Source organism: Micromonospora sp. NPDC049559, from assembly GCF_040676675.1.
Lineage (GTDB): Bacteria > Actinomycetota > Actinomycetes > Mycobacteriales > Micromonosporaceae > JBFAPK01.
In genome coordinates, this window is sequence record NZ_JBFAPK010000017.1 from 15,555 (window position 1) to 41,609 (window position 26,055).

A 26,055-nucleotide genomic window follows, 5' to 3' on the forward strand; every position below is an offset into this window, starting at 1 on the left:
GAGCACAATGGTTTCCAGGATGGCCGCGCGTGACGGCCAGAGGGAGAGGTCGGTACGTGATCCGATCAGGGCGGGTCGGCGGAATTCTCCGGCGAACCGGCCTCCAGCCGTCGTTCCCCCGTGCCGGGAGGCAGGCGTGACGGCGAGCGTGATGGGGGTCTGGTCGCACCGCAACGCACTCCGTCTGCTGGTGCGTAGGGACCTCGCGGTCAAGTACCAGCAGTCCGTGCTCGGCTACCTGTGGTCGTTGATCGAGCCACTGGCCATGGGCATTATCTACTGGTTCGTCTTCGGCGTCCTCTACGGCACCGGACAGCACCTGGGGCCGGCCAAGGATTCGTACCCACTGTTCCTCATCACCGGCATCTTCGCCTGGATGTGGACGAACTCCGCCATCAGCGAGGCGACCTCCGCGCTGACCGGGCAGGCCCGTCTGATCACCACCATGCGGGTGCCGCGCGAGGTCTTCCCGCTCGGCCGGGTGATCGGGCGCTTCGCCGAGTACGTCGCCGGCCTGCCGGTGCTGATCGCCCTCGCCGTGTACTTCGGCGAGTTCCGCCTCGGGATGAACCTGCTGGCCCTGCCGCTCGGCGTGCTCCTGCTGATGGTGCTGCTGACCGGCGTGGCGATGCTGCTCTCCTCGCTCAACGTGCTGCTCGCGGACGTCGACCGGATGATGCGGCTGATCACCCGGCTGCTCTTCTACGCCACCCCGATCACGTACCCGCTGGCCCTGGTGCAGAAGTCGGGCATGCCGGAGTGGCTGAAGACGCTCTACGAACTCAACCCGCTGGTCGGCATCTACCAGTTGTTCCACGCGGTCTGGTACCCCTCGGAATTCCCCAGTAACGGCCTGCTCGCCATCTCCGTAATCGGCAGTGTGGTGCTCTTCTTCGGCGGTTGGTGGGTATTCAGGGCACTCGAGCCCGCCGTGCTCAAGGAGCTTTAGTGAGCGAGCCGATCATCGAGGCCGAGAACCTCGGCATCCGCTTCGTCCGCAACCGCCGCCGGCAGCTGCGGATCCGCGAGATGTTCATCCACCGGGGTGGGCGCCAGCCCCACGCCAACGAGTTCTGGCCGTTGCGGAACGTGTCGTTCCAGATCCAGTCGGGCGACGCGGTCGGCATCATCGGCAAGAACGGCACCGGCAAGAGCACGCTGCTCCGGCTGATCGCCGGCGTGCTGATCCAGGACGAGGGCCGGATCAAGGTACGCGGGGAGGTCGCGCCCCTGCTCGAACTCTCCGCCGGCTTCTCCAACGACCTCACCGGCCGGGAGAACGTCCACCTCGTCGGCTCGCTGCACGGTCTGAGCCCGAACTACCTGAAGCGGCACTTCGACGAGATCGTCGAGTTCGCCGGTGAGCAGGTCAGCAAGGCGGTCGACACGCCGGTACGGCACTACTCGTCCGGTATGAAGGTCCGCCTCGGCTTCGCGGTGATCTCGCACCTGACCCACCCCATCCTGCTGATGGACGAGGTGATGGCGGTCGGCGACGCCGAGTTCCGGAAGAAGTGCTACGACACCATCGAGCGGCTGCTCGCCGAGGGGCGCACGCTGGTGCTGGTTTCGCACAACGAGGGCGACCTGACCCGGTTCTGCACCCGCGGCCTCTACTTCGACCGGGGCGAACTGAAGATCGACGGTACGGTGCGCGACGCGCTCGACGCGTACAACAACGTGGTCCGGACGTGACGCTGGCGCTGCTGCTCCGCTCGACACCCGCCGCCGAGCCGGTCACGCTGGCCACCGGCGAACCGCTCACCCAGCACCTCGAAGCCCAGCTCCGCCAGGCCGGCGCCCGGGACGTGGCCACCGTCACGACCGCGGCCGGCCTGGCCGAGCTGGTCGCGACGGCGCGCGAGCCGGTCCTGCTCTGCGGCGACGACCTCGTCGCGCACACGGCGGTACTGCGGCATCTCGCCACGAGTCCGGTCGGCCCGACCGTGGCGCTGGTGCTCCCGGCCGCCGAGGCGGGCCCCGGCCAGGCCGCCGTCGCCGAGGACCGCGGCCAGGTCGTGATCGCCGGCTCGCCCGGCGAACTGGGCGACGCGGCCACCGGTACCTTCGGCGGCGCCCTGAAGGTCGGCACCGCCGACCTGCCGGCGCTGGTGAACGCCGCCCGCGCCGCCGCCGGGGAGGCCGGCCACGGGCCGGTGCTGGACCGCGTGCTCACCGCGCTGGCCCGCGGCACCACGATCTCCGCCCACCGGGTCCGGCTGCTCGTGGCCCGGCGTGCCACCGGCCAGCGCGCGGTCGCCGCGGCCGAGGCCGAGGTGGCGGCGGTCGACTCGGACGCCGCCGAGCTGCGCCTCTCGGTCAAGGAGCGGGACGACTTCTTCACCACGTTCGCGGTCAGCAGCTGGTCGCCGCACGTCACACGGCTGGCCGCCCGGATCGGTCTCGGACCGACCGGGGTCACCGCGATCTCGGTGCTCTTCGCCGTCGCCGCCGCCGCGCTCTTCGGGTACGGGGGCCGGCCCGCGCTGGTCGCCGGCGCGGTCCTGCTCTACCTCGGCTTCGTGCTGGACTGCGTCGACGGGCAGCTGGCCCGGTACACGCGGGAGTTCAGCCCGTGGGGCGGCTGGCTCGACACGATGGCCGACCGGGCGAAGGAGTACCTGGTCTACGCCGGGCTCGCGATCGGGGTCGACCGGGCCGGCCTGGGCAACGGCTGGACCCTCGCGATCGCCGCGATGACCCTCCAGACCGCCCGGCACATGACCGACACCTGGTACGGGGTGCTGCACGACGAGGCGGCCCGCCGGGCGAAGCCAGCCGGCACGGCGCCCGCCGGCGGGCTGGGCGACCGGCTCAGCCGCGCCTCCACCCGGGTGCAGGCCGACACCGGCTCGGTCAGCTACTGGCTCAAGCGCACCGTGGTCTTCCCGATCGGGGAGCGGTGGGCCCTGATCGCGCTGACCGCCGCGCTGTTCAACCCGCTGGTCAGCCTGGTGGCGGTGCTGGTCTGGGGCGGTCTCGCGGCCGCGTACACGCTGCTGCTGCGCACGGTGCGGGCGCACTCGATGCGGGTGGCGGTGCTCTCCGGCGTCGACACGGCGCTCTACCGGGACGACGGGTTCGTCGCCCGCCGGCTCGGGGACGTCGGGCGCCGGCTGCGCCAGCCGGGACCGCTGCTCTCCGGGGTGGTCGGCCTGGCCGGCAGCGCCGCCCTGCTCGGCGTGGCCCTGACCGGCGTACGCGGGGTCGGGCTGCGCGTGACGGTGGTCGCCGCCCTGCTGGTGGCCCTGACCGCCGGGCTGCGGGCGGCGGTGCCGCACAACGGGGCGCTGGACTGGCTGGTGCCGGCCGCGCTGCGGGCCGCCGAGTACGTTTTCGTGATCGCCATCGACGTCGCCGCCGACGTGCCGGGGCCGGTGACCTTCGCCCTGCTCTTCGTGCTGGCGCTGCACCACTACAACCTGACCTCGCGGCTGGAGAAGCACGAGCGGGCGCCGCTGCTGCGCAACTTCGGGCTGGGCTGGGACGGCCGGCTGATCCTGTTGACCCTCGCGGTCCTCGCCGGGGTGGCGTCGATCGGGATCGCCGTGCTCGCCGGGTACCTCTTCGTGGTCTTCATGGTGAGCGCGACCGCCGGCTGGGTGATGGCCGTCCGCGAGCGCCGGGCCCGCGGCGCTAGTGTCGATTCGGGTTGGAAAAGGATAGATCGGCCGGAGGAGACGACCCGGTGGGCGGCGGCGGCCACCACCGCGACCACCGAGGAACGGGACCGATGACTCTGATCAGTTTTGTCGTGCCGGTCTACCAGGTGCAGGGCTACCTGCGGCAGTGTCTCGACTCGATCCTGAACCAGTCGTTCACCGACATCGAGGTCGTCGCCATCGACGACTGCTCGCCCGACCACAGCGGGGAGATCCTCGCCGAGTACGCGGCCCGCGACGCCCGGCTCCGCGTCATCACGCTGGAGCGCAACGAGGGTCAGGGGCCCGCCCGCAACCGCGGTGTCGCCGCCGCGACCGGCGAGTACGTCTGGTTCCTCGACAGCGACGACTGGCTCGCCGACGGGGCGCTGCGGGCGGTGGTGGACCGGCTCCGGGAGACCGACGCCGAGGTGCTGATCGTCGACCACGCCCGGGTCTACTGGGACAACCAGACCGACTCCAGCGTGCAGGGACGCCGCTTCCACCTGGCGCCGCAGGTCTTCGCGCTGCGCGACTGGCCCGAGGCGATCGACATCCTGCACGTGCCGTGGAACAAGGTGATCCGCCGGGACCTGCTGGACCGGCTCGGCTTCCAGTTCCGCTCCGGCTGGTACGAGGACGTGCCGTTCACGTACGGGCTGCTCGGCACGGCGGAGCGGATCACCCTGCTGGACCGGGTCTGCGTCTACTACCGGCAGCGGCGGGCCGGCGCGGCTACCCGTACCGTCGGCGACGGGCACTTCGCGATCTTCCCCAACTGGGCGCAGGTCTTCGACACCCTCGACGACTCCCGCCCCGGCGCCGCCCAGCTGCGCGGCCTGCTCTTCCGCCGGATGATCTGGCACTTCCTGATGGTCCGGGGCAACGAGGACCGGCTCCCCAAGCAGCTGCGGAAGCGGTTCTTCACCGAGATGACCGCGCACTACCGGCGCTACCTGCCGCCCGGCGGGTACCCGGTGCCGGGTGGGGGCGAGGGGCTCAAGCACCGGCTCGTGGCGGGCGGCCGGCACGGCACCTTCCAGGCGCTGCGGCTCGCCTTCCGGGCCACCGGCGCCGCCCGTACCGCCGGCGAGGCGGTGGCCCGCCGGGGCGTACGCGCCGCGCGGGCGGTGGTGCGCGCCGGGCGCGAGGCGGCCAACCGGAGCTACTACGCGCTCCAGCGGCGCCGCTCGATCGACCCGTCGCTCGCCCTCTACGCCGCCTACTGGTACCGCGGCTACGCCTGCAACCCGGCCGCGATCTACGAGAAGGCGCGCGAGCTGGCCCCGGGCGTACGCGGGGTCTGGGTGGTCCGGCGGGACAAGGTCAGCACCCTGCCGCCGGGGGTGGCGTACGTGGTGGCCGGTTCCCGCGCCTACTACCGGGCGCTGGCCCGGGCCAAGTACCTGATCAACAACGTGAACTGGCCGAACAACGTGGTCAAGCGCCCCGGCTCGGTGCACGTGATGACCCACCACGGCACCCCGCTGAAGGTGATGGGGCTGGACCAGCAGGACTACCCGGGCGGCGTGCAGGACCCGGACTTCGCCGGCCAGATGCGCCGGGCGGACCGCTGGGACTTCAGCGTCACCGCCAACGCCTTCACCACCCAGATGTGGGAGCGGGCCTACCCGTGCCGGTACGAGACGTTGGAGACCGGCTACCCCCGCAACGACCGGCTCGCCAACGCCACGGCGGCCGACGTCGAGGCGGCCCGGGCCAAGCTCGGCATCGCGCCCGGGCAGCGGGTGGTGCTCTACGCGCCCACCCACCGGGAGCACCACCCCGGCTACCACCCGCCGTTCGACCCGGCGGAGTTGGTGGAGGCGCTCGGCCCGGACGCTCAGCTGCTGATGCGCAGCCACTACTTCCACGACCGGGCGCACGCCCCGGGCACCGCCCGGCAGGCGGAACGGGTCCGGGACGTCTCGGCGTACCCGTCGGTGGAGGAGCTCTACCTGGCCTCGGACGTGTTGGTCACCGACTACTCCTCGCTGATGTTCGACTACGCGATCCTGGACCGGCCGATTGTCGTCTACGCTCCTGACTGGCAGGCGTATCGGCTGGTGCGGGGCGTCTACTTCGACATCACCGCCGAGCCGCCGGGTGCGGTCGCGACCACGTTCGCGGACCTGCTCGACCTGTTCCGCACCGGCGCCGTCGACAACGACGCGGCGGTGAAGGCGCGCGGTCAGTTCCGGCGCAGGTTCTGCGCGCTGGAGGACGGGCGGGCCGCCGAGCGGGTAGTCCGGCGGGTACTGCTGAACCAGGCCTGACCGGACCGGGGTGGGTGCGCCGGGCCGGAAGTTGGTCGAGCTGGAACAGAACGGGCGGACAGGCAGACAGGGGCGCGAGATGGGGTCCGTACTGACGGTCGTCGTACCGATCTACAACGTAGAGCGCTACCTGGCCGAGTGCCTGCGTTCGCTGGCCGGGCAGACCTACCCGGACCTGGACATCGTGCTGGTGGACGACGGCTCGACCGACGGCAGCGCCGAGGTGGCGCAGCGGCACGTCGCGGCCGACCCCCGGTTCCGCCTGGTCCGCCAGCCGAACCGCGGCCTCGGCGCGGCCCGCAACGTCGGCATCGACTTCGGCATGGGCGACTACCTGACCTTCGTCGACAGCGACGACGTGCTGCCGCCGTACGCGCTGGAGGTGCTGGTCGGCGCCCTGGAGCAGACCGGCTCGGACTTCGCCTCCGGCAACGTCGCGCTCTTCACCTCGCGGGGGCTGCGGCAGTCGCCGCTGCACCGGGGCACCCACCGGGTCACCCGGCTGCGCTCCAGCCTGGCCACCCAGCCGAACCTGGTCTACGACCGGCTCGCCTGCAACAAGGTGTTCCGCCGCTCGTTCTGGGAGCAGCGCGGGCTGAAGTTCCCCGAGGGCGTGCGGTACGAGGACATCCCGGTGACCGTGCCGGCGTACGCCATGGCCGAGGCGGTCGACGTGATCGACCTGCCGGTCTACTACTGGCGCCAGCGCGAGGCCGGTACCGACCAGTCGATCAGCCAGCGGCAGGGCGAGGTCCGCAACGTCGTGGACCGCTTCGCCGCGGTCGAGAGCGCGAGCCGCTCCCTGGCCGCGCTCGGCGAGACGAAGCTCAAGGACTGGTACGACGAGACCGCGCTCCAGAGCGACCTGCGCATGTTCCTGGACCTGCTGCCCGACGTGGACCAGGCGTACCGGCTGCGCTTCCTGGACCTGACCGGCCACTACCTCGCCCAGGTCGACGACCGGGTGGTCGACCGGCTGGCGCCCCGGCTGCGGGTGGCCTGGCGGCTGGCGAAGGAGCGGGCCCTGTCGGAACTGGTCGCCGTCGTCGCGGCGAGCCGGCCCGGCACCGCCCCGCCGAAGGTGGTCCGCCGGGGGCGCGGCTACTACGTGCAGCTCCCGCTCCTGGACGACCAGCACCCGGCCGCGCCCCGGAGACTCTTCCTCGCCCCGGAGGGCATCCGCACCGAGGTGCACGAGGTGCGCTGGGCCGACGGTCGACTGCACGTACGCGGGCTCGCGTACGACGTGCTGCGCGGGGCGGGCAACCCGTGGGGCTCCACCCGGATGCTCTGGCTGCGCGAGGCGGGCGACCGGCGGCGCTTCGTACCGCTGGCGACCCGTACCACCCGCATCGCCGAGGCCCCGAGTTCGGTGCCGTACGGCTGGGCGGGCTTCTCGGCCAGCATCGACCCGCGCCGGCTCGCCGGCAAGCAGGGCTGGGAGCCCGGCGACTGGGCCTTCAACGTCGCCACCCTCGGGGTGGACGGGCTGCGCAAGCGGGCGCTCGGCATCGGCGAGTCGCGGCCGGCGCTGCCGGCCAGCTGGGTCGCCGACGGCGTGCGGCTGGTCCCGTACGTCCAACAGGGGCGGCTGCGGCTGCGGGTCGAGCGCCCGCGCAACTGGGTCACCGGTACCCGGATCGACGGCGACGCCCTGGTCGTCGAGGGCGACGGGCTCGACCGCGCGGCCACGGCCGTGCTGCGGCTCACCCGGGTGAACGGGGTGATCTGGCGGTCGTACCCGGTGCAGCTGCCCGACGAGGGGACGAGCTGGTCCGCCCGGATACCGCTGGCCGACCTGGTGGGCGGCAGCGCCCTGACGGACCGCCCGGTGCTGGTCGGCGAGGCGGGCGCGGCCTGGCGGGTCGCCTTCGCGGACGGCGACGGCGAGGCGCGCGAGCTGCCGGTACCGACCGACTTCGCCGGGCTGCGGCACACCGTCGGCGAGGTGGAGCTGCTCGCCCGGCCCGCCGACGACGAGGTGCTCTGGCTGCGGGCGCTGCCACCCGGGCCGATGGTCCGGGCCGCCGAGCTGACCGACGGGGTGCTCTCGCTCAGCGGCGAGCTGCCCGCCGGGCCCGGCGCCGGGGCGGGCGGCGGCCGGGGCGAGCTGCGGATGGTGCTGCGGCGCCGGGAGGGTGCCGGCCCGACCGAGCTGCCGGAGCCGGACGTCATCCTCCCCGTCGAGGTCGCGGGCGCCGCCTGGACGGTGCGCGTCCCGCTCGGCGGCGAGGGCGCGCCGGGGGACGGCGACTGGCTGCCGCTCTACCAGCGCGACGGCGACGCGGGCCCGATCGACCTGCCGTTCGACGTGGCGGCCCGGCGCCGGCTGCCGCGCGACGTGCGGGTGGGCAACCGGCGGCTGGAGGTGCTGCCGGACCGCGAGCGCGAGGTGCTGCGGCTGGGCACCGTCACCGGTCGGGGCGCGTGAACCGGCGCTGAGCGGGTATCCCCCGCGCATTGCTGTTCCAGCGGCGAGGGGGATACGCGGTGGAGAGCCGAGCCAGGGCCATGGGCCATGCCATACACCCCATGTTGATCGTGTTTCCGCTCGGCTTGCTGGCCACGGCGGTGATCTTCGACATCCTGTACCTCATCACGGACCGGACGGGTTTCCAGGTCTCCGCCGCGTACACCATCGCGGCCGGGGTGATCGGCGGCCTGGTCGCCGCCCTGTTCGGCGCGATCGACCTGCGGGCCATCCCGTCCGGGACCCGGGCCAAGCGGGTCGGTACCGTCCACGGGCTCGGCAACGTCATCGTGGTGCTGCTCTTCGGCGTGAGCTGGCTGCTGCGGCTCAACGCGGAGAACTGGGAACCCTCCGCCGCCGCGTTGATCCTCGGCTTCGTCGCCATCGTGCTCTCCGGCGTCACGGCCTGGCTCGGCGGGGAACTGGTCGAGCGGCTGGGCATCAGCGTGAGCTCCAACGCCGGCGTCGACGCCCCGAGCTCCCTCTCCCACTGAGCGACCGGGCCGCGTCGCCGGTTCGGGTCGCGGCCGGGCCGTGCGGCCGGTTCCGGGTCGCGGCCGGGCGCGCTACGCCGCGTCGCGGATCGCCAGGACGGCCTGGACCAGCGCGGCGTGGGTCAGCGTCTGCGGGTAGTTGCCGAGGTAGGCGCCGCTGACCGGATCCACCTCCTCCGGGTAGAGCCCGAGCGGGCCGGCGTGCTCGACCAACCGCTGGAACAGCTCCACCGCCTCCCGCCGGCGGCCCGTGTGGGCGAGGGCCTGGACCAGCCAGAACGAGCAGGGCAGGAAGGCGCCCTCCGCGCCGGGGAGGCCGTCGGTGCCGGGCGGGTACCGGTAGAGCAGCGTCCCGCCGGCCGAGAGCCGCTCGCGGACGGCGTCGACGGTGCCGCGCACGCGGGGGGAACCGGCGTCGTCCAGGTCGAGCAGCGGCAGCACCAGCAGCGCCGCGTCCAGGTCCGCCGAGCCGTACCGGCCGACGTAGCTGCCGGTACCCGGGTCGAAGCCCCGGGTCCGGACCTCGCCGGCGATGGCGTCCCGGGCGGCCTGCCACCGCCGGCGCCGGCGCTGGCGCAGCCCGTGGGTCTCGCCGATGCGCAGCGCCCGGTCCAGGGCGAGCCAGCCCATCAGCTTCGAGTGCACGTGCTGCCCGGGCTCGCGCAGCTCCCAGATGCCGGCGTCCGGCTCGCACCAGCGCCGGGCGACCACGTCGGCGAAGCCGCGCACGGCCCGCCAGGTCTCGCTCGACAGCGGGCGTCCGGCCCGGACGAACGCCCAGGCCGCGTCGACCACCCAGCCGTACGCGTCCAGCTGGTGCTGGCCGGCGGCGGCGTTGCCGACCCGTACCGGCGCGCTGCCGAGGTAGCCGGCCCAGCCGGGCAGTTGCCGCTCCGGCGGTACGCGCCGGCCGTCCAGGGTGAGCAGCGCCGGCAGGCGTGGCCGCTGCAACCGGCTGGCGTGCAGCAACCAGGCGAGGAAGCCGTGTGCCTCGTCGAGCAGGCCGACGCTGAGGAAGGCGTTGACCCCGATGCTGGCGTCGCGAGGCCAGACGTAGCGGTAGTCCCAGTTGCGTACCCCGCCCGGGTCCTCGGGCAGCGAGGTGGTCGGCGCGGCCACCGGGGCCTGCGAGGGGGAGTAGGTGAGCAGCCGCAGCGTGAGCAGGCTGCGTACGACGTGCTCCCGGAACGGCAGCGACTGGTCGATCCCGGCGGCCCAGAGCCGCCAGCGGTGCTCGTCCTCGGCGACGAACTCCCAGGCCGCGGCCGGTGCGACGTCGACGAGGGGTTCCCGCTGCGCCACGGTCAGCACGAGGGTGACCGGGTGCCCCGGTACGACCGTGACCGGGGTGGGCCGCCCGCCGGGTTCGACGGTGAGCGCGGGCGCGCAGCGCAGGGAGATCGCGAGCGCCCCCCACTCGCAGACGAGAAGGTCGCGCCGGCGGCGGACCCGGGGCGGGCGGTGCCGTACCCCGAGCCGGGGGTCGAACTCGACGAGCGCCTCGACCGCTCCCCGCTCGGCCGAGAGCCGTCGCACGACGAGGTTCGTCGGCAACAGCCGGCCGCCGACCTCCGCCACCATCGCCTCGGTCAGGGTGAGCCGGGCGTCCCCCACCGCCCAGGTGGTCTCCAGCGTGGCGGTGTCCGGCCGGTACCGCCGCCGGACGACCGCCGCGGGCCGCGCCGGCCCGGTACGGAAGGTGCCGGCCGCCGCCCCGCCGACCAGGCGGCCGAAGACGGGCTCGCCGTCGAAGCGGGGTACGCAGAGCCAGTCCATCGCCCCGTCGGCGGCGACGAGTGCGGCGGTACGGGTGTCGCTGAGCAGGCCGTAGTCGGCTATCGGCGGTGGCCTGCGGGAATGCGTCTCGACGGCCGGCCCGGTCACCGGCCCGGCCCCGTCGGTCGTGCGGTCACCGGAGCGGCCCCGTCGGTCGTGCGGTCACCGGAGCGGCCCTGTCGGTCGTGCGGTCAGCGGGCGCCGAGAAGCAGTCCAAGAACGACCCCGTAGGCGATGTGTACGGCGACGACGACCGCGGGGGTCGGGATGCCGTAGTTGAGGGCGAGCAGACCGGGCGGCTCCAGCACGGCGGTGCTGGCCGGCCCGGCCCGGTGGGTGGCCATGCGCGGGTGGACGCCGGGTAGCAGCGGCAGGATCACCGTCAGCGCGACGGTGACGTGGAGCAGTCCGAGCAGTGCCCCGAGCCACCAGGTCGCGCGGTGCAGCAGGGCGAAGGTGGCGGCGTAGCCGAGGGCGAAGCCCTGACCGGCGCAGAGGTGCAGGAAGAACCCGGCGACCCGGGCCCGGTCGGGGTCCTCGGTGACCAGCGTCCCGAGGACCAGGGCGAAGTCGAGGCGGGTGAGACCGGCCAACTGCGCGGTGATCATCGTGGCGGTGAGGGCGGTCGTGGCCACCACCCCGAACAGCGCCCATCCGGCCCAGTCCATCTCACCGGCGGCCGACGGCGCGGTCCGTCGGCGCCGGTGGGAGCGGGAAACGCCGGTTTGCTGGCATTCCACCACGATACTCAGTTATCGGGCATCTCCGGCCCTGGTCGGAGGGGGCGATACTCGGTGCCCGGAGATCAGCGGGTCTTCCGCTGCCGCAGCGAGGGCACCACCCGGCGCAGCACCTGCTTGCCGCGGTACTTCAGCGACGCCTGCCCGCGCCGGCCCACGTACACGGCGGCGACGGCGGGACTGTGCAGGGCGGCGGCCAGCCGGGTGCCGGTGATCACGAGGCGGGGCGCCCGGATGCCGTGGCGGATGCGGGCCGTACGCCCGTCGGGGAGCGAGATCGCTCCGGTGCCCCAGGTGTCGCCGCCCGGGCTGAGGGGGAACTCGCGGCCCTGGTCGCGGACGAGGAGCTGGAGCCGGTGGGTGCCGGTACCGACCTCGTCGAGCGGGATCGCGCAGCTCCAGCGGAGCCCGTGCTCGGTCAGCGCGCGCACCACGATCGGACGGCGTACCAGGGTGTCGCCGACCTCCAGGAGCAGGTCCTCGCGGACCTCGCCCGGGGTGGCGCTGATGCCGGGCAGGTGGGCGTTCCCCTCGATCACCGGCGGCTCGCCCGGCTTGATCTTGCTGAAGGTCGCCGTGGCCTGGTTGATCCGCAGAAGGTGCTGGTACCGGTCGAACTCCGCGTGGCCGAGGTAGAGCTGGCCGTGCCGCACGCGCAACGGCGCGCCGGAGCGGGGCTGCCGGATGGTGGCGGGGTCCTGCTCGTAGACGCCGACCGCGCGCATCCCGACGTGCGAGGCGCTGGCGAACTCGCTGGACGTCTCCACCGGGATGTCCTCGAAGAGCGCGGCCATCCGGCCGGCGAACTCGGTGAGCTGGGCGTCGTCGAGCGACTCGGCGGCCAGCTTGGCGTAGTGCAGCTGCATGTACGCGATCCAGCGGTACACCGCGTGCCGGGTGCCCTCGTCGGTGACCCCGTCCAGCTCGCCGGCGAGCCGCTCCACGATGCCGAGGTGCTGGAAGATCTTTTTCGGCTGGCTGCGCGCGTCCATGATCGAGGTGCCGTCGCCGCGCAGCCGGTACAGGTACGCGAGCCGGGGAGTGAGGACGGTACGGTCCGCCTGCATCATTAACGGCAAGGTGAACAATACGTCTTCGAAAGCTGTGCCCTCGGTGAATTCCACGCCGGTCGAGAGTACGAAATCGCGGCGGAATACCTTGTTGCACGCCGACGGGTTGCCCACGATGTCCGGCGCTTCGGAGAGGTGTTTGATGAGCCGGGTGCCGCTCATCAACTCGCGCCGCCACCGAGGGCTCGGGCGCGGCGGCAGACCGTGCATGTCGCCGACCGCGATCTGTGCGTCGTGTTCGTCCGCGAGGCGGAGCAGATCGTGCAGACCGTCGGCGGGGTAAATGTCGTCGGAATCGAGAAATGCCAGGTAACGCCCCGTGGCGAGCCGTACGCCGTGGTTGCGGGCGGCGCCGAGACCGGCGTTGGCCTGCCGGACGTAGCGCACGCCGGGGGCCTTGGCCGCGTACTCCTGCGCGATCCGCCCGGAGTCGTCGGGCGAACCGTCGTCGATCACGAGAACCTCGAGCCGGTCCCGACAGCCCTGCCGATCGATGGACTCCAGTGCCTCAGGTAGCCACTTTTCGGTGTTGTACACCGGGACGACGACACTCGCCCATGGGCCTGACATGATCACCTCACGTAAGTGGATACTGGGGTCGTCCGAGGGCGTATTCGCTGCCGACTCTAAATTCTCAGGTGTGCTGAACTCTATGCGAAGACTACGTCGGTCACTCAGACCGGTCCGCAGCGGCGCTCGTCGTGCCCGTGCGCGACTGGGAGACCTCGGGGCGCTACTGAACACCCGCGGAGTCGCTTTTCAGGATATCCGCTGGGTCGCCCGTACCGCCCTGGCACGTGATCAACCTGACCTGGCCGAACGGGCCCTGCTGGAGCTCGTCCGGCTCGGCAAGGCCAGCGCGGAGGAGCAGCGCCTGCTGCGCCGCCTCGCCGACGAGCGGGGCGCGGGCGCCCCGGGCCGGCAGCCGCGTCCGTCGACCGCGCCGGAACCCTCGGCCGGAGTCGGGTCCGGGTCGTCGGCCGGGCGCCCGGTCGAGGCCGGGTCGTCGGCCGGTTCGCCCCAGTTGCTGATCTGGCGGGACCGGGCGGACGCCCCGCTCCAGGCCACCCTGGTCGACCCGGCGGCCGGCGTACCCGCCGACGCGGGGTCCGGCCGCTCCGGCACCGTCGCCGTCTGGCGTACCGGGTGGCGCGAGCTGCCCCGCTCGCTCGCCGACGAACTCGCCATCGGCCTGCTCACCCGCGTCGCCGTGCGCAACGGCGTCACCACCGTACGGGCGGACGACCCGTCCAGCGCCCCGCTGGCCGAGGCGGTCACCCGCGCGGTACGGGACGCCGGTCGCCCGTCCGCCCCGACTTCGGAGCTGATCCCGTGATCATTCCCTGGCGTCGCGGTACCGCCGCCGCCCACTTCCTCGACGACGCGCTCTCGGCCCTGACGGCGGCCGACTGGACCGCCGCCGAGCCCCCGGTGGCCTGCGCGTACTGGCCGGTCGACCTGGCCAACCCCTACCAGGCACTGATCTACAGCGGCTTCCCGCGGCACAACCTGGTGCCGATCCGGCTGCGGGAGTTCGGCAGGTTCGACTCGCTGCTCGACGCGCTCCCCGAGGACCTGCCCCGGGTGCTGCACGTGCACTGGCTCTACGAGGTGACCGCCGGCAGCGGCAGTCAGGGGGACGCGCTGGCGCGGGTCACCCGGTTCGAGGGGGAGATCCGACGCCTGCGCGGCCGGGGCGTGCGCCTGCTCTGGACGGTCCACAACGTACTGCCGCACGAGACCGTCTACCCGGAGGTCGAGAAGCGGCTGCGCCGGTTCATGCTGGAGAACTCGGACCTGGTGCACGTGATGCACGACAGCCACCTGGAGCTGCTGGAGAGCACCTTCGGCGTCGCCCCGAAGGCCGCCGCCGTCGTCTCCCACCCGTCGTACGTCGGGGCGTACCCGGACCACGTGGACGCGGCGGCGGCCCGTGCCCACCTCGGCGTCCCGCGTACCGCGCGGGTGCTGGTCACGTTCGGCCAGATCCGGCCGTACAAGGGACACACGGCGTTCTTCGACGCGTTCGACCGCGCCGTGCGCCTGGAACCGAGGCTGCGCTGGCTGGTCGCCGGCAAGGTCCGCGACGAGCCGGGCGGCCGGGAGTTCATGCGGCGGGCCGCCGAGCACCCGGCGGTCCTCTTCTACCCGGGCTTCGTACCCGAGGCGGACGTCCAGTTCTACCTGCGCGCGGCCGACGCGGCGGTCTTCCCGTACCGGTCGTCGCTGAACTCCGGCGCGGTCGCGCTCACCGCCGGCTTCGACCTGCCGGTGTACGCCTCGACGGGCACCAGCCTCAGCGACCTGATGCCGCCCGAGGCGGTGGTCCGCTTCGACCTGGACGACCCGGAGAAGACCGCCCGGCTGCTGGCCGAGCCGCCGGCCGAGGTCTCCGCCGCCGCCCGCGACGCGGTCCGGACGCACTCGCGGGGCATCGCCCCGGCGGTCGTCAGCGACCAGCTCGCCACCGAGCTGCGCCGCAGCCTCTGACCGGCCCCGCCCCGCCCCCGCCCGCTCGCGGCGGGGCGCGGCGGGCGTGCGTGGGTCAGCGGCGGACGATACGGCGCTTGGCGGCGCGGGCGTAGCGACGGGCCACGAACGTCGTCGCCTTCGCGAGCGACCGGGCGCCGCCGACCGCGATCGTCTCGGTCGGCCGCCCGGCGCCCCGGCCGGCCGCCGCCGCGGCCCGGGCCGCCTTCGGCGAGGTGAGGTCGACAACGTCGTACTCGCTGCCGGTCTCCCAGCGCTCGCCGTGGGTCCGGCCCACCACCGCCGGCAGCTTGCCCACCGGCGCGCCGACGCGCAGGGCCCGGCTCAGCGCCGCGGTACGCCACAGCTCCAGCGCCTGGGCGGCCGAGGAGGCCGCGGCCGGCAGCACCCGTACCAGCCCGGCCTGCCACCGGTCGGCGCTGGTGATCAGCGAGCGGACCGTCGCCGGGCCGACGCCGAGCCGGCTCGGCACCCGCAGCAGGTACGGCGAGGGGAAGCCGTTGGTCGGCTCGCTGGTGACCAGCCGCACCCGCGGCTCGGCCCGGTACTCGGCGGCGAGCAGCCCCAGGTCGGAGTCCTCGCCCGAGCCGGCCGGCAGGTTCTCCCAGTCGCCGACCAGGAGCACCCGCAGGTCGCCCTCCTGGCCGCCGAGCAGCCGGTCGACGCAGGACCGGACGGTCTCGTACGGGCCGTCGGCCGGGACCACGGCGGTGACCAGCGGTACCGCCCAGGTCCGGCCGCCCGCGCCCCGGTTGCCGCGCGGGTACGGCAGCAGGTTCGCCAGCCGGGCCCGCTGCCGGCGGGCCAGCGCGGCGCGGTCCGCGCCGACCGCCCAGGCGCGGGCGTGCGGCTCGGGCAGGAAGACGGCGCCGGCCTGGGCGAGCCGGTAGCCCACCTCGATGTCCGCCCCCTCGTACGGGTCGGTGCCCGGCTCGTACCGGTCCCGCGCGAAGGCGAACGGCATCCCGGCGACCGCGAGGAACGCGAGATGGTCGGCGGTACGCAGGTCGTGGGTGCCGGCGAGCAGCTTGGTCAGCTCGGCCGACGGGGTGGCCCCGGCGGCCGGGGCGGCGCTCGCCAGCGTCCCGTCCGCGGCCCGGTCGGAGATCTCCTCGGCGCTGGACCAGTCGCTGGCGATCTCGGCGAGCGTGGCGATGCTGACCGCCTCCGGGGTCACGTGCTGCCAGCGGACCAGCGCCGCCACGAGTTCCGGGGCGACCACGGCGCCGGCCGGCAGCCGGATGATGACCTTGGACGACGAGGCGGCGACGGCGGTGGGGAAGGGTGCCCGACCCGCGGCGTCCACGAGCAGGCACCGCTCGGGCCGCAGCTTCGGCAGCTCGAACCGGTCGCGCGCCTCCGCGTCGACCACCACCACCTCGAAGAGGTCGGCCGGGTACGTCTGGTGGGCCAGCGAGGCGAGGGTGTGCTCCAACCGGTCCTGCTCGGTCTCGTCGGCGATGACGACGGTTACGTCCAGTGACGGGATCCAGCCGCCGAGCACCGGAGGATCGAAGGACCCCCAGTCGTTGCGTCTGATCGAATCGGCGGAAATGGCGCCACGGTTGGACACGCCCGTAGCGTACCGGAGCGCGGGCGGTAGCCTTCCGTGTGAACGCGGGCGGCCCGAGGACGCGCCCGGTGCGTGGCTGGGGGACCGGTGGGCGAAGCGACTGGTAAGGCGGGCGGTTCGCGGCGTACCTGGCGCGTGGACCTGGGCGGCTCGACGCGGCTGCGGTCCCGGCTGGGGCGGACGACCAGGTGGGCCGCGGCGACGCCGGTGACCCCGCCGGTCGGCGCCGGAGGCGAGATCGGGCACGTCCTGGTGACCGCCGACTCGATCTCCTGGCTGCGCCGCTTCCTGGCCGAGCCGGCGGGTGCCACCCGGGTCCGGCAGGTCACCGTGCAGGTCCGCGACTGGCGGCCACCGCGCCCGGAGTGGGCCGGACGGCTCGGCCCGCTGCCCGGGGCGTACCGGCAGCAGGTGACGCTGCCCCGCCGCAGCGGTACTGCCTGCGTCTCCGTCGAGCTGAAGGCCGCGGTGGCGCTGCACGACGTGCTGGTGGCGGTGCTGGCGGCGCTGGCGCCGATCCGACCCCTGCCCCGCCCGGCGAGCGCCGACGTCATCGCGCTCGGCGCGGCACCGCCCTGGCTGGCGCCGTCGGCCAACCACGTCGCCTGGTCCGGCCCGCTGCCGCCGAACGAGGAGATCCGCGCGCACGATCTCGTGCTGGCGGCCGACCCGGGCGGGGTGCCGAGCGATCCGCTGCTGGCCGCCGCCGTGGTCGCCGCGGACCGCACCGGGGCACGGGTGGACGACCGTACGCCCGCCGTGTTGATCGATCCGGCGGTGGCGAACCCGATCGGGCGCGACATCTCCACCACCGCCACGGCGCCGGGCGCCGCGCTTCTGCTGGACGCGGACTCGACCCGGGCCGGCTGGCGGCTGGTCGGCGCCGGGGACCGGGTGCTGGCCCGTGGCCCGCTGGCCGACGTGCCGCTGCGCGCCGACCAGCTCCGCGCGGTCGCCAAGATCGGTAAGCTGCGCTGTGCCGGGCTCGCCGGCCGGGCGCCGGACGCCGAGGCGGCCCTGCTGGCGCAGCTCGCCGCGACCGGGGTGGTGCTGGAGGTGCCGGAGCTGCCGCCCGCGGTGGCCGGGCGCCTCGCCGCGCCGCTGCGCGAGGTCCTGGCCGAACCGCTGCCCGGCGTGGGGGCGGACCCGCTGGACTGGGAGATCCGGGCGGCCCGTCAGCTCCGCGCCGCGCTGCGCGGGCACGGCGGGGCCTTCGCCCTCGGCGAGGTCGTCGCCGGCACCTTCACGGGGCTGGCCGCCCCGCCCTCGGTCAGCGCCATCCTGGTCACCCGCCGGCCGGAGTACGTTCCGGACGCGGTGCGCTACATCGCCGGGCAGACCTACCCGGAGCTGGAGATCGTGCTCTGCCTGCACGGCATCGAGGCCGACGACGAGCTGCGGGCGAAGCTGGCCGACTGCGGCCGGCCACTGGAGATCTTCACGGCGCCGCCGACGCTGAGCTTCGGCGAGGTGATGGGCGCGGCCACCGCCCGGGCGCGCGGCAGCCTGGTGACCAAGTTCGACGACGACGACGTCTACGGGCCCGAGCACGTCTGGGACCTCGTGCTGGCCCGGGAGTTCTCCGGCGCCACCCTGGTCGGCAAGGCGGCCGAGTTCGTCTACCTGCAGACCCTCGGCGTGACGGTACGCCGCCGGGCGGTGCCGCCGGAGACGTACGGGCCGCCGGTGGCGGGCGGCACGATGCTGATGAGCCGCGGCGACCTGGAGGACGTCGGCGGCTGGCGGCCGGTGCCGCGCTCGGTGGACCGGGGCCTGATGGACCGGGTGCTGCGGGCCGGCGGCCTGATCTACCGGACCCACCCGCTCGGCTACATCTACGAACGGCGGGCCGGCGGGCACACCTGGGACGCCGGGCTCGACTACTTCCTGCGCCGTTCGGGGCAGCAGTGGCACGGCATGCCGGTCAATGACGAGTTCGGTACGACCGGACGGGAACGCGTTTCCTGACCGGCGCGCCGCGCCGGCCGGGACAAATACGATTCAACGCCCCGCGCCGATCTCGCATCGAGCTACCCCGAACTCGGTCCCACCTGCACCGCGACCCTGACTCTCCACTCAGTACCACACGTTGCGGACAATCGGGTTACCGTCCTGTCACACGGTGAACATGGCACGTTTACCCGATGGGCGGCGACGATGATCCTGGTCACAGTCATTGCCGGGGCCGGCAACCACTGCGGGGAGGATCGGTGACCACCGTCGCACTGAAGGACGTCACCAAGGTATTTCCGGACGGGACGGTGGCGGTCGACAACATCAACCTCGACGTCAACGACGGCGAGTTCATGGTGCTGCTCGGCCCGTCCGGCTGCGGCAAGTCGACGGTGCTCCGGATGGTCGCGGGGCTGGAGGATCCGAGCAGCGGCGCGGTACTGCTCGACGGCGAACTCGCCAACGACCTGCCGCCCCGGGACCGGGGCATCGCGATGGTGTTCCAGGACTTCGCCCTCTATCCGCACATGACCGTGGGCGACAACATCGCCTTCCCGCTGCGGCTCTCCGGGGTGGAGCCCGGGCGGCGGTCCGAGCGGGTGACCGACGTGGCGAGCGCGCTCGGCATCGGCGACGTGCTGGCTCGCAAGCCCAACCAGCTCTCCGGCGGTCAGCGGCAGCGGGTCGCGATGGGACGGGCCATCGTCCGCCGCCCGGGGCTGTTCCTGATGGACGAGCCGCTGAGCAATCTGGACAGCGGACTGCGGGCCGAGCTGCGCGCGGAGATCTCGGGGCTGGTACGCGAACTCGGCGTCAGCACCATCTACGTGACCCACGACCAGGCCGAGGCGCTCACCATGGCGGACCGGGTGGCGATCATGCGCAAGGGCGTCCTCCAGGACGTCGGCACCCCCACCCAGGTGTACGGCCGGCCGGCGACCCTCTACGTCGCCGCCTTCCTCGGCAGCCCCCGGATGAACCTGCTCGAGGCGTCGGTCTACGTCCACCTCGACCGCTACATCGCGCTCAACCTCGGCGAACAGTCGCTCTACCTGCCCTGGGACGACATCCGCTCCCGGGCCGTGGCCCGGTACCACGGGGAGCGCATCGTCGTCGGCATGCGCGCCGAGGCGTTGACCCCGGTCGCCCCGGACGCGGCGGGCGACGTGCTCCAGGGGCGGATCCGCTACCTGGAGCACCACGGTCACGAGTCGCTGGCGTTCCTCGACATCGGTGCGACCGCGATCGTCGTCGACGAGCTGAGCGGGGCGCTGTCCGGCCCGTCGGCCGGCGGTGGCCGGCTGCGCCGGTTCGGCCGGGTGATGCAGCGGATCACCGGACGCGGCCAGGACGCGGCGGGCGGCCCACCCGAGGAGCGGCCGGGCTCGTCCCGGATCAGCGTGCTCAACGACCCGGGCCGGCATCACCGCCGCCCGGCGGAACTCGCGGTGCGGCTCGCGCCGTACCCGGCCGTCTCGGCCGGTCACCCGCTGGCCATCTCGGTGCGGATGGACGCCCTGCACTTCTTCGACGAGCGCGGTGATCGCATAGACGTGGGGTGGCGGTAATCGGCGGGGGTGCTCTAGCGTCAGCTTCTCCCGGCGCGCCGGCGCCGTGCGGCGCCTAGTTTCCTACGGGTCGGGTGCCCGCCGAGCCGGCGGCCGTCCATTGAGGAGGAACCTGTCGTGTCTGCGAACGGGCCCGGGCTGCTCGTGATCGAGCGCATCCTGCGGGATCGGCAGAGCATCTGGCGGCAGATCGTCGAGGAGCGGGACCTCAACGCGCTGACCGTACGGATGCTCGCCAGCTCCGCCATCGCGCTGGCCTGCTACGGCGCGGTGCTCGGCGCCTTCAACAGCTTCCTGATGGCGGTCACCTCCGCGGTCAAGCTGCCGCTGCTCTTCCTGATCACGCTGGCCATCTGCCTGCCCACGTTGTACCTGTTCAACCTGGTCTTCGGGGCCCGGCTCTCGGTACGCCAGGCGCTCGCGCTGGTGATGGTCGCGATCACGGTCACCGCGATGCTCGCGGTCGCGTTCGCGCCGATCAGCCTCTTCTTCCTGATCACCGCCCCGGACTACGCCTTCTTCAAGCTGCTCAACGTCGCGATCCTGACCCTGTCGGCGCTGGTCGGGCTGCGTTTCCTCACCGGCGGCATGCAGGTGCTCAACGCGCACGGCCTGCTCGGGCCGGCCCCGGCCCCGGCCGCCGTCGCCGCTCCGGCCCCGGTCGAGCCGGCCGCCATCCCGGCCGCTCAGGTCCCGGCCGCGGTGGCCGCCGCCCCGGCCGCCGGGGAACCGGCCGAGCAGGTGGCGGTCCCGGCCGGCGCCGCGAACGGCGAGGTCCCCGCGACGGTCGCCACGGCGGTCGCGACCGCCCCGCAGCCGGCGGTACCGGCGACCGTGCCGGCCGCGCAGCCGGGGATGCCCGCGCTCGTCGGCGCCGGATCGGCGTACCGGACGTTCCCGCCCGGCGCGCACGCCCCGTACCCCGGGTATCCGGCCCGGCCGGGCGACCGGGTCGGCCCCGACGGTCAGCGGCCGGCGAGCATGACGCTGCTCTACATCTGGATCCTGCTCTTCGGCTTCGTCGGTACCCAGCTGGCCTGGACGCTGCGCCCGTTCTTCGGCAGCCCGGGCCAGGAGTTCGCGCTGTTCCGCTCGATCGAGGGGAACTTCTACACCCAGATCTTCCTGACCATCGGCGACCTGTTCTGACGGTGTCGGGCGGCGGCGCCGGGAACAGCCCCGGCGCCGCCCTTGCCGCACAAGTTACCTGAGAGTAACGTGCGGCCATGTCCATCGACTCACGCCAGGTCGCGGCCGGCATGCTCGAAGCGGTGCCGTTCGCCCGTACCCTCGGGTTCGAATTCGTGGAGATCGCGCCCGAGGCGGCCGGCGGCGTACGGGCGGTGGTCCGCCTACCCGACTCCGCCGCCACCCACAACCACGTCGGCGGCCCGCACGCCGGGGCCATGTTCACGCTCGGCGAGACCGCCTCGGGTGCGGTCGTCCTCGCCGCCTTCGGGCACCTGCTCGACCGGGCGGTGCCGCTGGCGGTACGGGCCGACATCGCCTACCGGCGCCTCGCCCTGGGCCCGGTACGGGCGACCGCGCGACTCGGCCGACCGATCGACGAGGTGCTCGCCGAGTTCGAGTCCGGCACCCGGCCGGAGTTCCCGGTACCGGTCGAGATCGCCACCGAGGACGGTACGACGACCGCCGAGATGACGGTGGTCTGGACACTGCGCGTCAAGTAGCCGGTGCGGGCGGTGGCCGGGGCCGCCACCGCGGCGTGACGAGGGCCTCCGGCCGGGCGGGAAAGCTGTTTGATCAGCAGACGGCGCGGATAAGTTGAACGAGTGCTGGGTCTACCCGCTCACGTGACCGCCTGCCTCTTCGATCTGGACGGTGTGCTGACGCAGACCGCCCTCGTGCACAACGCCGCCTGGACCGAGACCTTCGACGACTTCCTGCGCCGGCGGGCCGCCGCCACCGGGGAGGAGTTCCGGCCGTTCGACCCGGACGACGACTACAACCACTACGTCGACGGCCGGCCCCGGGCCGACGGGGTGCGTACCTTCCTCGCCTCGCGCGGCATCACCCTGCCCGAGGGCGACCCGGACGACCCGCCGAGCGCCGACACCGTCAACGGCATCGGCAACCGCAAGAACGAGATCCTGCTGCGGCGCCTGCGCAGCGACGGGGTGCAGGTCTACGAGGGTTCGGTCGCGTACCTGCGCGCCGCCGCGCGGGCCGGGCTGCGCCGGGCCGTCGTCTCGGCCAGCGCCAACACCCGCGAGGTACTCGACGCCGCCGGTATGACCGACCTGATCGAGGCGCGGGTGGACGGGGTGGTCGCCCGCGAGCAGGGGCTGCGCGGCAAGCCGCACCCGGACACGTTTCTGGCCGCCGCGAAGCTGCTCGGCGTACGGCCGGAGCAGGCCGCCGTCTTCGAGGACGCGGTCGCCGGCGTGGCGGCCGGCCGGGCCGGTGACTTCGGCCATGTGATCGGCGTTGATCGGGTGGACCACGCCGACGAACTGCGCGCCAACGGCGCCGACGTGGTGGTACGCGATCTGGCCGAGCTGCTGGACGAGGAGGCGAAATGATCCGGGAGCGGGCCTATCCGGTCGAGCCCTGGCACGTCCGGGAGACCCGGCTCGACCTGGACGTGCTGGCCCAGTCGGAGTCGGTCTTCGCGCTGGCGAACGGGCACGTGGGCCTGCGGGGCAACCTCGACGAGGGCGAGCCGCACGGGCTGCCCGGCACCTACCTCAACTCGTTCTACGAGCTGCGGCCGCTGCCGTACGCCGAGGCCGGCTACGGCTTCCCGGAGTCCGGCCAGACCGTCGTGAACGTCACCAACGGCAAGCCGATCCGGCTGCTCGTGGACGACGAACCGCTCGACGTGCGGTACGGCGAACTGGTCTCCCACGAGCGGGTGCTGGACCTGCGGGCCGGGACGCTGCACCGGTCGCTGGAGTGGCGCTCCCCGGCCGGACGCGGCGTCCGGGTACGCAGCACCCGGCTGGTCTCCTTCACCCAGCGCTCGGTCGCGGCCATCCACTACGAGGTCGAGCCCGTCGACGAGCCGCTGCGGTTGATCATCCAGTCCGAACTGGTGGCCAACGAGGAGCTGCCGAAGCAGAGCAAGGACCCGCGCGTCGCGGCCGTACTGGAGCAGCCGTTGCAGGCCGAGGAGCGGCTGGTGCAGGAGACCGGCGGGCTGTTGATCCACCGGACCAAGGCGAGCGGCCTGCGGGTGGCCGCCGCGATGAGCCACCAGATCGACGGGCCGGCCCGGACCAGCGTCGACACCGAGGCGTTCGAGGACTGGGCGCGTACCACGGTGACCTGCGTGCTCCAGCCGGGCGAGCGGCTGAGCGTGGTGAAGCTGCTGACGTACGGCTGGTCCAGCCGGCGGTCGCTGCCGGGCCTGCGGGACCAGGTCGCCGCCGCCCAGGCGGGCGCCAAGTTCTCGGGCTGGGACGGGCTGCTCGCGGAGCAGCGGGACTTCCTCGACACCTTCTGGGACGCCTCGGACGTGGTGGTCGAGGGGGATCCGGAGGTGCAGCAGGCGGTCCGGTTCGGACTGTTCCACGTCCTCCAGGCCGGCGCCCGGGCCGAGGTACGGCCGATCGCGGCGAAGGGCCTCACCGGCCCCGGGTACGACGGCCACACCTTCTGGGACACCGAGACCTTCGTCCTGCCGGTGCTCACGTACACCCAGCCGGCCGCCGTGGCGGACGCGCTGCGCTGGCGGCACTCCACCCTCGACCTCGCCCAGGAACGGGCCCGCACGCTCGGGCTGCACGGCGCGGCGTTCCCGTGGCGGACGATCCGGGGGCAGGAGTGCTCGGCCTACTGGCCGGCCGGCACCGGCGCGTTCCACATCGCCGCGGACATCGCCGACGCGGTGCGGCGCTACGTGCAGGCCACCGGCGACGACAACTTCGAGCGCGAGGTGGGGCTGGAACTGCTGGTGGAGACCGCCCGGCTGTGGCGCTCGCTGGGCCACCACGACCGCGCCGGCCGGTTCCACCTCGACGGGGTGACCGGCCCGGACGAGTACACGGCGGTCAAGAACGACAACGTCTACACGAACCTGATGGCGCAGCGGAACCTGCTGGCCGCGGCCGAGGCGGCCGGCCGGCACACCGACCGGGCCTGGCGGCTCGGCGTCGACGACGAGGAGACGGCGAGCTGGCGGGACGCCGCCGGCGACATGCACATCCCGTACGACCCGGAGCTCGGCGTCCATCCGCAGGTGGAGGGCTTCACCCGGTTGCAGGAGTGGGACTTCGCGGGCACGCCGCCGGACAACTACCCGCTGCTGCTCAACTACCCCTACTTCGACCTCTACCGCAAGCAGGTGGTCAAGCAGGCGGACCTGGTGCTGGCCATGCACTGGCGCGGGGACGCCTTCACGCCCGAGGAGAAGGCTCGCAACTTCGCCTACTACGAGCGCCGTACCGTCCGGGACTCGTCCCTGTCGGCCTGCACGCAGGCGGTGCTGGCCGCCGAGGTGGGCCAGCTCGAACTGGCCCACGACTACCTGGGCGAGGCCGCGCTGATGGACCTGCACGACCTGAACCAGAACACCCGGGACGGCGTGCACGTCGCCTCGCTCGCCGGGGCCTGGATAGCGCTGGTCGCCGGTTTCGGAGGGCTGCGCGACCACGAGTCGATCCCCGCCTTCGCGCCGCGGCTGCCGAGCCGGATCAACCGGTTGGAGTTCTCGCTGCTCTGGCGCGGGATGCGGCTGCGGGTGGACGTGCGGAGGGACGAGACGACGTACGCGCTGCGCGAGGGTTCCGGCGGCGGCGGACTGGAGCTACGCCACCACGGCGAGCTGATCCGGGTCGCGTGCGGCGACTCGGCCACCGTGCCGAACCCGCCGCCGGCGCCGGTCGGACCCCCGCCCGCGCAGCCGGCCGGCCGGGCGCCGGTACGCCGCACCCTGGAGGACGAGATCGGACCGAAGTGATCCGAAGTCGGTTCACAACACCGACAGGTGCACGTGGTTGGTGTGGTCGCTGGACGGGTCGCCGTGCCCGTCGCCGTACGACTTCCAGCCCGTGGCGGGGAACCAGATCTGCCGGTACCAGATGACGTACAGCACGCCCAGCTGATCGGCGTTGCGCACCAGGAACGCGGCGAGGTTGTTGCCGTAGACCTTGTCGTCGCCCGCGGCGTCGCCCCCGAAGCCGCGCCGCTGCGCCGAGAAGTCGCAGGCCCGGCCCTTGGGGTGCTCGTACGGCCCGCCCGGGCGGTAACACGAGACGAAGCGGGTGAAGCCGGCCCGCCAGGTCTCCGCGAGCGCGTGCGCCAGCCGGGGGGTGATGCACCCCTTGGTGGTCGGGTCGTCCTGGTCGCAGGACTGCTTCGCCCAGGAACCGTCGGGATTGCGGGGCGCCGGGGTGGCGACCGGCGAGGTGACGGAGACGAAACCGCCGGTGCTCACACCGCCGACCAGGGCGAGCGCGCGTTCCGCCTCCTGCTTGCGCCGGGTCATCACCGCCAGCTGCCGGCGCTGCTCGACCACGGTCGCGTCGATCGCGGCCTTCGCCCGTGCGGCGCGCCGGCGGGACTCGTCCAGCTCGCGCAGCCGCCCGTCGTTCCAGACCGAGATCTGGTCGAGGCCGGTCGCCCGTTCGAGCAGTGTGTCCGGGGAGGAGCTGCGCAGCAGGAGCAGGGCCGGCCCGACCCGGCCGATCCGGTACGCGTGGGTGGCGATCGCGCCGACCTGCGGTACCAACTCGCCGATCCGGCGGTCGAGGCGGTCGAGTTCGGCGACGAGCCGCGCCTGCCGTCGCTGGGAGTTCTCCAGCGCGGCGCGCGCCGCGAGGTACTCGCGACCGGTCGCCTCCAGCACGTCCCGCAGGATCGGGGTGCCGCCCTCGCCGTCGGGCAGCGGGTCGGTCGGCGATGCCACCGCGCCGGGAGCGGCCGCGGCGGGCAGGGCACCGCCGGGCAGACCTCCCGGTGGGGCCGCGACGGCCACGGCGAGCAGACTCGCCGCGGCGTGCAGCGCCGGTCGGGACCACCGGCGCGCGGAAGCCGGCATGGG

18 protein-coding genes and 1 pseudogene are annotated in these 26,055 nt (G+C 73.5%); 14 read left to right on the top strand and 5 right to left on the bottom strand.

What is annotated here, in order from left to right; all coding sequences use genetic code 11:
- Positions 1 to 136: 136 nt before the first annotated feature.
- The 6 genes and pseudogenes from AB0J86_RS19315 (at position 137) to AB0J86_RS19340 (ending at position 8,881) form a co-directional block, all read left to right on the top strand.
- The gene (locus AB0J86_RS19315; RefSeq protein WP_363858860.1) at positions 137 to 949 is read left to right on the top strand and encodes an ABC transporter permease; all 813 of its coding nucleotides are present in this window, start codon (positions 137 to 139) and stop codon (positions 947 to 949) included.
- Complete coding sequence (locus AB0J86_RS19320; RefSeq protein ID WP_363858862.1) at positions 949 to 1,695, top strand: ABC transporter ATP-binding protein; 747 nt, start codon at positions 949 to 951, stop codon at positions 1,693 to 1,695. Before AB0J86_RS19315 ends, AB0J86_RS19320 begins: the two co-directional genes overlap by 1 nt.
- Positions 1,692 to 3,653 (top strand): annotated as a pseudogene (locus AB0J86_RS19325) (DUF5941 domain-containing protein); the annotation flags it as partial. The gene AB0J86_RS19320 and the pseudogene AB0J86_RS19325, both read left to right, overlap by 4 nt.
- 80 nt (positions 3,654 to 3,733) lie before the next feature.
- On the top strand, positions 3,734 to 5,917 hold the full coding sequence (locus AB0J86_RS19330; RefSeq protein WP_363858864.1) for a bifunctional glycosyltransferase family 2 protein/CDP-glycerol:glycerophosphate glycerophosphotransferase: 2,184 nt from the start codon (positions 3,734 to 3,736) through the stop codon (positions 5,915 to 5,917).
- Positions 5,918 to 5,996: 79 nt separating this feature from the next.
- Positions 5,997 to 8,348, top strand: a complete 2,352-nt coding sequence (locus AB0J86_RS19335; protein WP_363858866.1) for a glycosyltransferase family 2 protein — start codon at positions 5,997 to 5,999, stop codon at positions 8,346 to 8,348.
- An 80-nt stretch (positions 8,349 to 8,428) separates the two neighbouring features.
- Positions 8,429 to 8,881 (top strand): DUF2231 domain-containing protein, encoded by a 453-nt coding sequence (locus tag AB0J86_RS19340; RefSeq protein WP_363858868.1) that lies wholly within the window; start codon positions 8,429 to 8,431, stop codon positions 8,879 to 8,881.
- A 72-nt stretch (positions 8,882 to 8,953) separates the two neighbouring features.
- Here the strand turns inward: AB0J86_RS19340 and AB0J86_RS19345 are convergent, their stop codons facing one another.
- The 3 genes from AB0J86_RS19345 to AB0J86_RS19355 all read right to left on the bottom strand — a co-directional run bounded on the left by AB0J86_RS19345 (position 8,954) and on the right by AB0J86_RS19355 (position 13,037).
- Positions 8,954 to 10,765, bottom strand: a complete 1,812-nt coding sequence (locus AB0J86_RS19345; RefSeq protein WP_363858870.1) for a glycoside hydrolase family 15 protein — start codon at positions 10,763 to 10,765, stop codon at positions 8,954 to 8,956.
- 83 nt (positions 10,766 to 10,848) lie between these two features.
- Entirely contained in the window at positions 10,849 to 11,325 is a 477-nt protein-coding gene (locus AB0J86_RS19350; protein WP_363858872.1) for a hypothetical protein, read from the bottom strand.
- A gap of 137 nt (positions 11,326 to 11,462) precedes the next feature.
- The gene (locus AB0J86_RS19355; RefSeq protein ID WP_363858874.1) at positions 11,463 to 13,037 is read right to left on the bottom strand and encodes a glycosyltransferase family 2 protein; all 1,575 of its coding nucleotides are present in this window, start codon (positions 13,035 to 13,037) and stop codon (positions 11,463 to 11,465) included.
- Between the two features lie 82 nt (positions 13,038 to 13,119).
- On the opposite strand from AB0J86_RS19355, the gene AB0J86_RS19360 reads away from it, so the two are divergent.
- Positions 13,120 to 13,803 (top strand): hypothetical protein, encoded by a 684-nt coding sequence (locus AB0J86_RS19360; RefSeq protein WP_363858876.1) that lies wholly within the window; start codon positions 13,120 to 13,122, stop codon positions 13,801 to 13,803.
- Positions 13,800 to 14,957, top strand: coding sequence for a glycosyltransferase (locus AB0J86_RS19365; protein WP_363858878.1), 1,158 nt, complete (start codon positions 13,800 to 13,802; stop codon positions 14,955 to 14,957). Before AB0J86_RS19360 ends, AB0J86_RS19365 begins: the two co-directional genes overlap by 4 nt.
- A gap of 55 nt (positions 14,958 to 15,012) precedes the next feature.
- On the opposite strand, the gene AB0J86_RS19370 is transcribed toward AB0J86_RS19365, so the two are convergent.
- A complete protein-coding gene (locus tag AB0J86_RS19370) occupies positions 15,013 to 16,530 on the bottom strand; it encodes a hypothetical protein (RefSeq protein WP_363858880.1) in 1,518 nt (505 codons plus the stop codon).
- Positions 16,531 to 16,617: 87 nt separating this feature from the next.
- Here AB0J86_RS19370 and AB0J86_RS19375 point away from each other — a divergent pair, with 87 nt between their 5' ends.
- From AB0J86_RS19375 to AB0J86_RS19400, 6 genes are all read left to right on the top strand, one after another.
- Positions 16,618 to 18,498, top strand: coding sequence for a glycosyltransferase (locus AB0J86_RS19375; RefSeq protein WP_363858882.1), 1,881 nt, complete (start codon positions 16,618 to 16,620; stop codon positions 18,496 to 18,498).
- A gap of 242 nt (positions 18,499 to 18,740) precedes the next feature.
- Entirely contained in the window at positions 18,741 to 20,051 is a 1,311-nt protein-coding gene (locus AB0J86_RS19380; RefSeq protein ID WP_363858884.1) for an ABC transporter ATP-binding protein, read from the top strand.
- 117 nt (positions 20,052 to 20,168) lie between these two features.
- The gene (locus AB0J86_RS19385) at positions 20,169 to 21,200 is read left to right on the top strand and encodes a hypothetical protein (protein ID WP_363858886.1); all 1,032 of its coding nucleotides are present in this window, start codon (positions 20,169 to 20,171) and stop codon (positions 21,198 to 21,200) included.
- 77 nt (positions 21,201 to 21,277) lie between these two features.
- Entirely contained in the window at positions 21,278 to 21,742 is a 465-nt protein-coding gene (locus tag AB0J86_RS19390) for a DUF4442 domain-containing protein (protein ID WP_363858888.1), read from the top strand.
- 102 nt (positions 21,743 to 21,844) lie between these two features.
- The gene (locus AB0J86_RS19395; RefSeq protein ID WP_363858890.1) at positions 21,845 to 22,594 is read left to right on the top strand and encodes a beta-phosphoglucomutase family hydrolase; all 750 of its coding nucleotides are present in this window, start codon (positions 21,845 to 21,847) and stop codon (positions 22,592 to 22,594) included.
- On the top strand, positions 22,591 to 24,972 hold the full coding sequence (locus tag AB0J86_RS19400; protein WP_363858892.1) for a glycoside hydrolase family 65 protein: 2,382 nt from the start codon (positions 22,591 to 22,593) through the stop codon (positions 24,970 to 24,972). Before AB0J86_RS19395 ends, AB0J86_RS19400 begins: the two co-directional genes overlap by 4 nt.
- A 12-nt stretch (positions 24,973 to 24,984) precedes the next feature.
- Here the strand turns inward: AB0J86_RS19400 and AB0J86_RS19405 are convergent, their stop codons facing one another.
- The gene (locus AB0J86_RS19405) at positions 24,985 to 26,052 is read right to left on the bottom strand and encodes a hypothetical protein (protein ID WP_363858894.1); all 1,068 of its coding nucleotides are present in this window, start codon (positions 26,050 to 26,052) and stop codon (positions 24,985 to 24,987) included.
- Between the last annotated feature and the right edge of the window lie 3 nt (positions 26,053 to 26,055).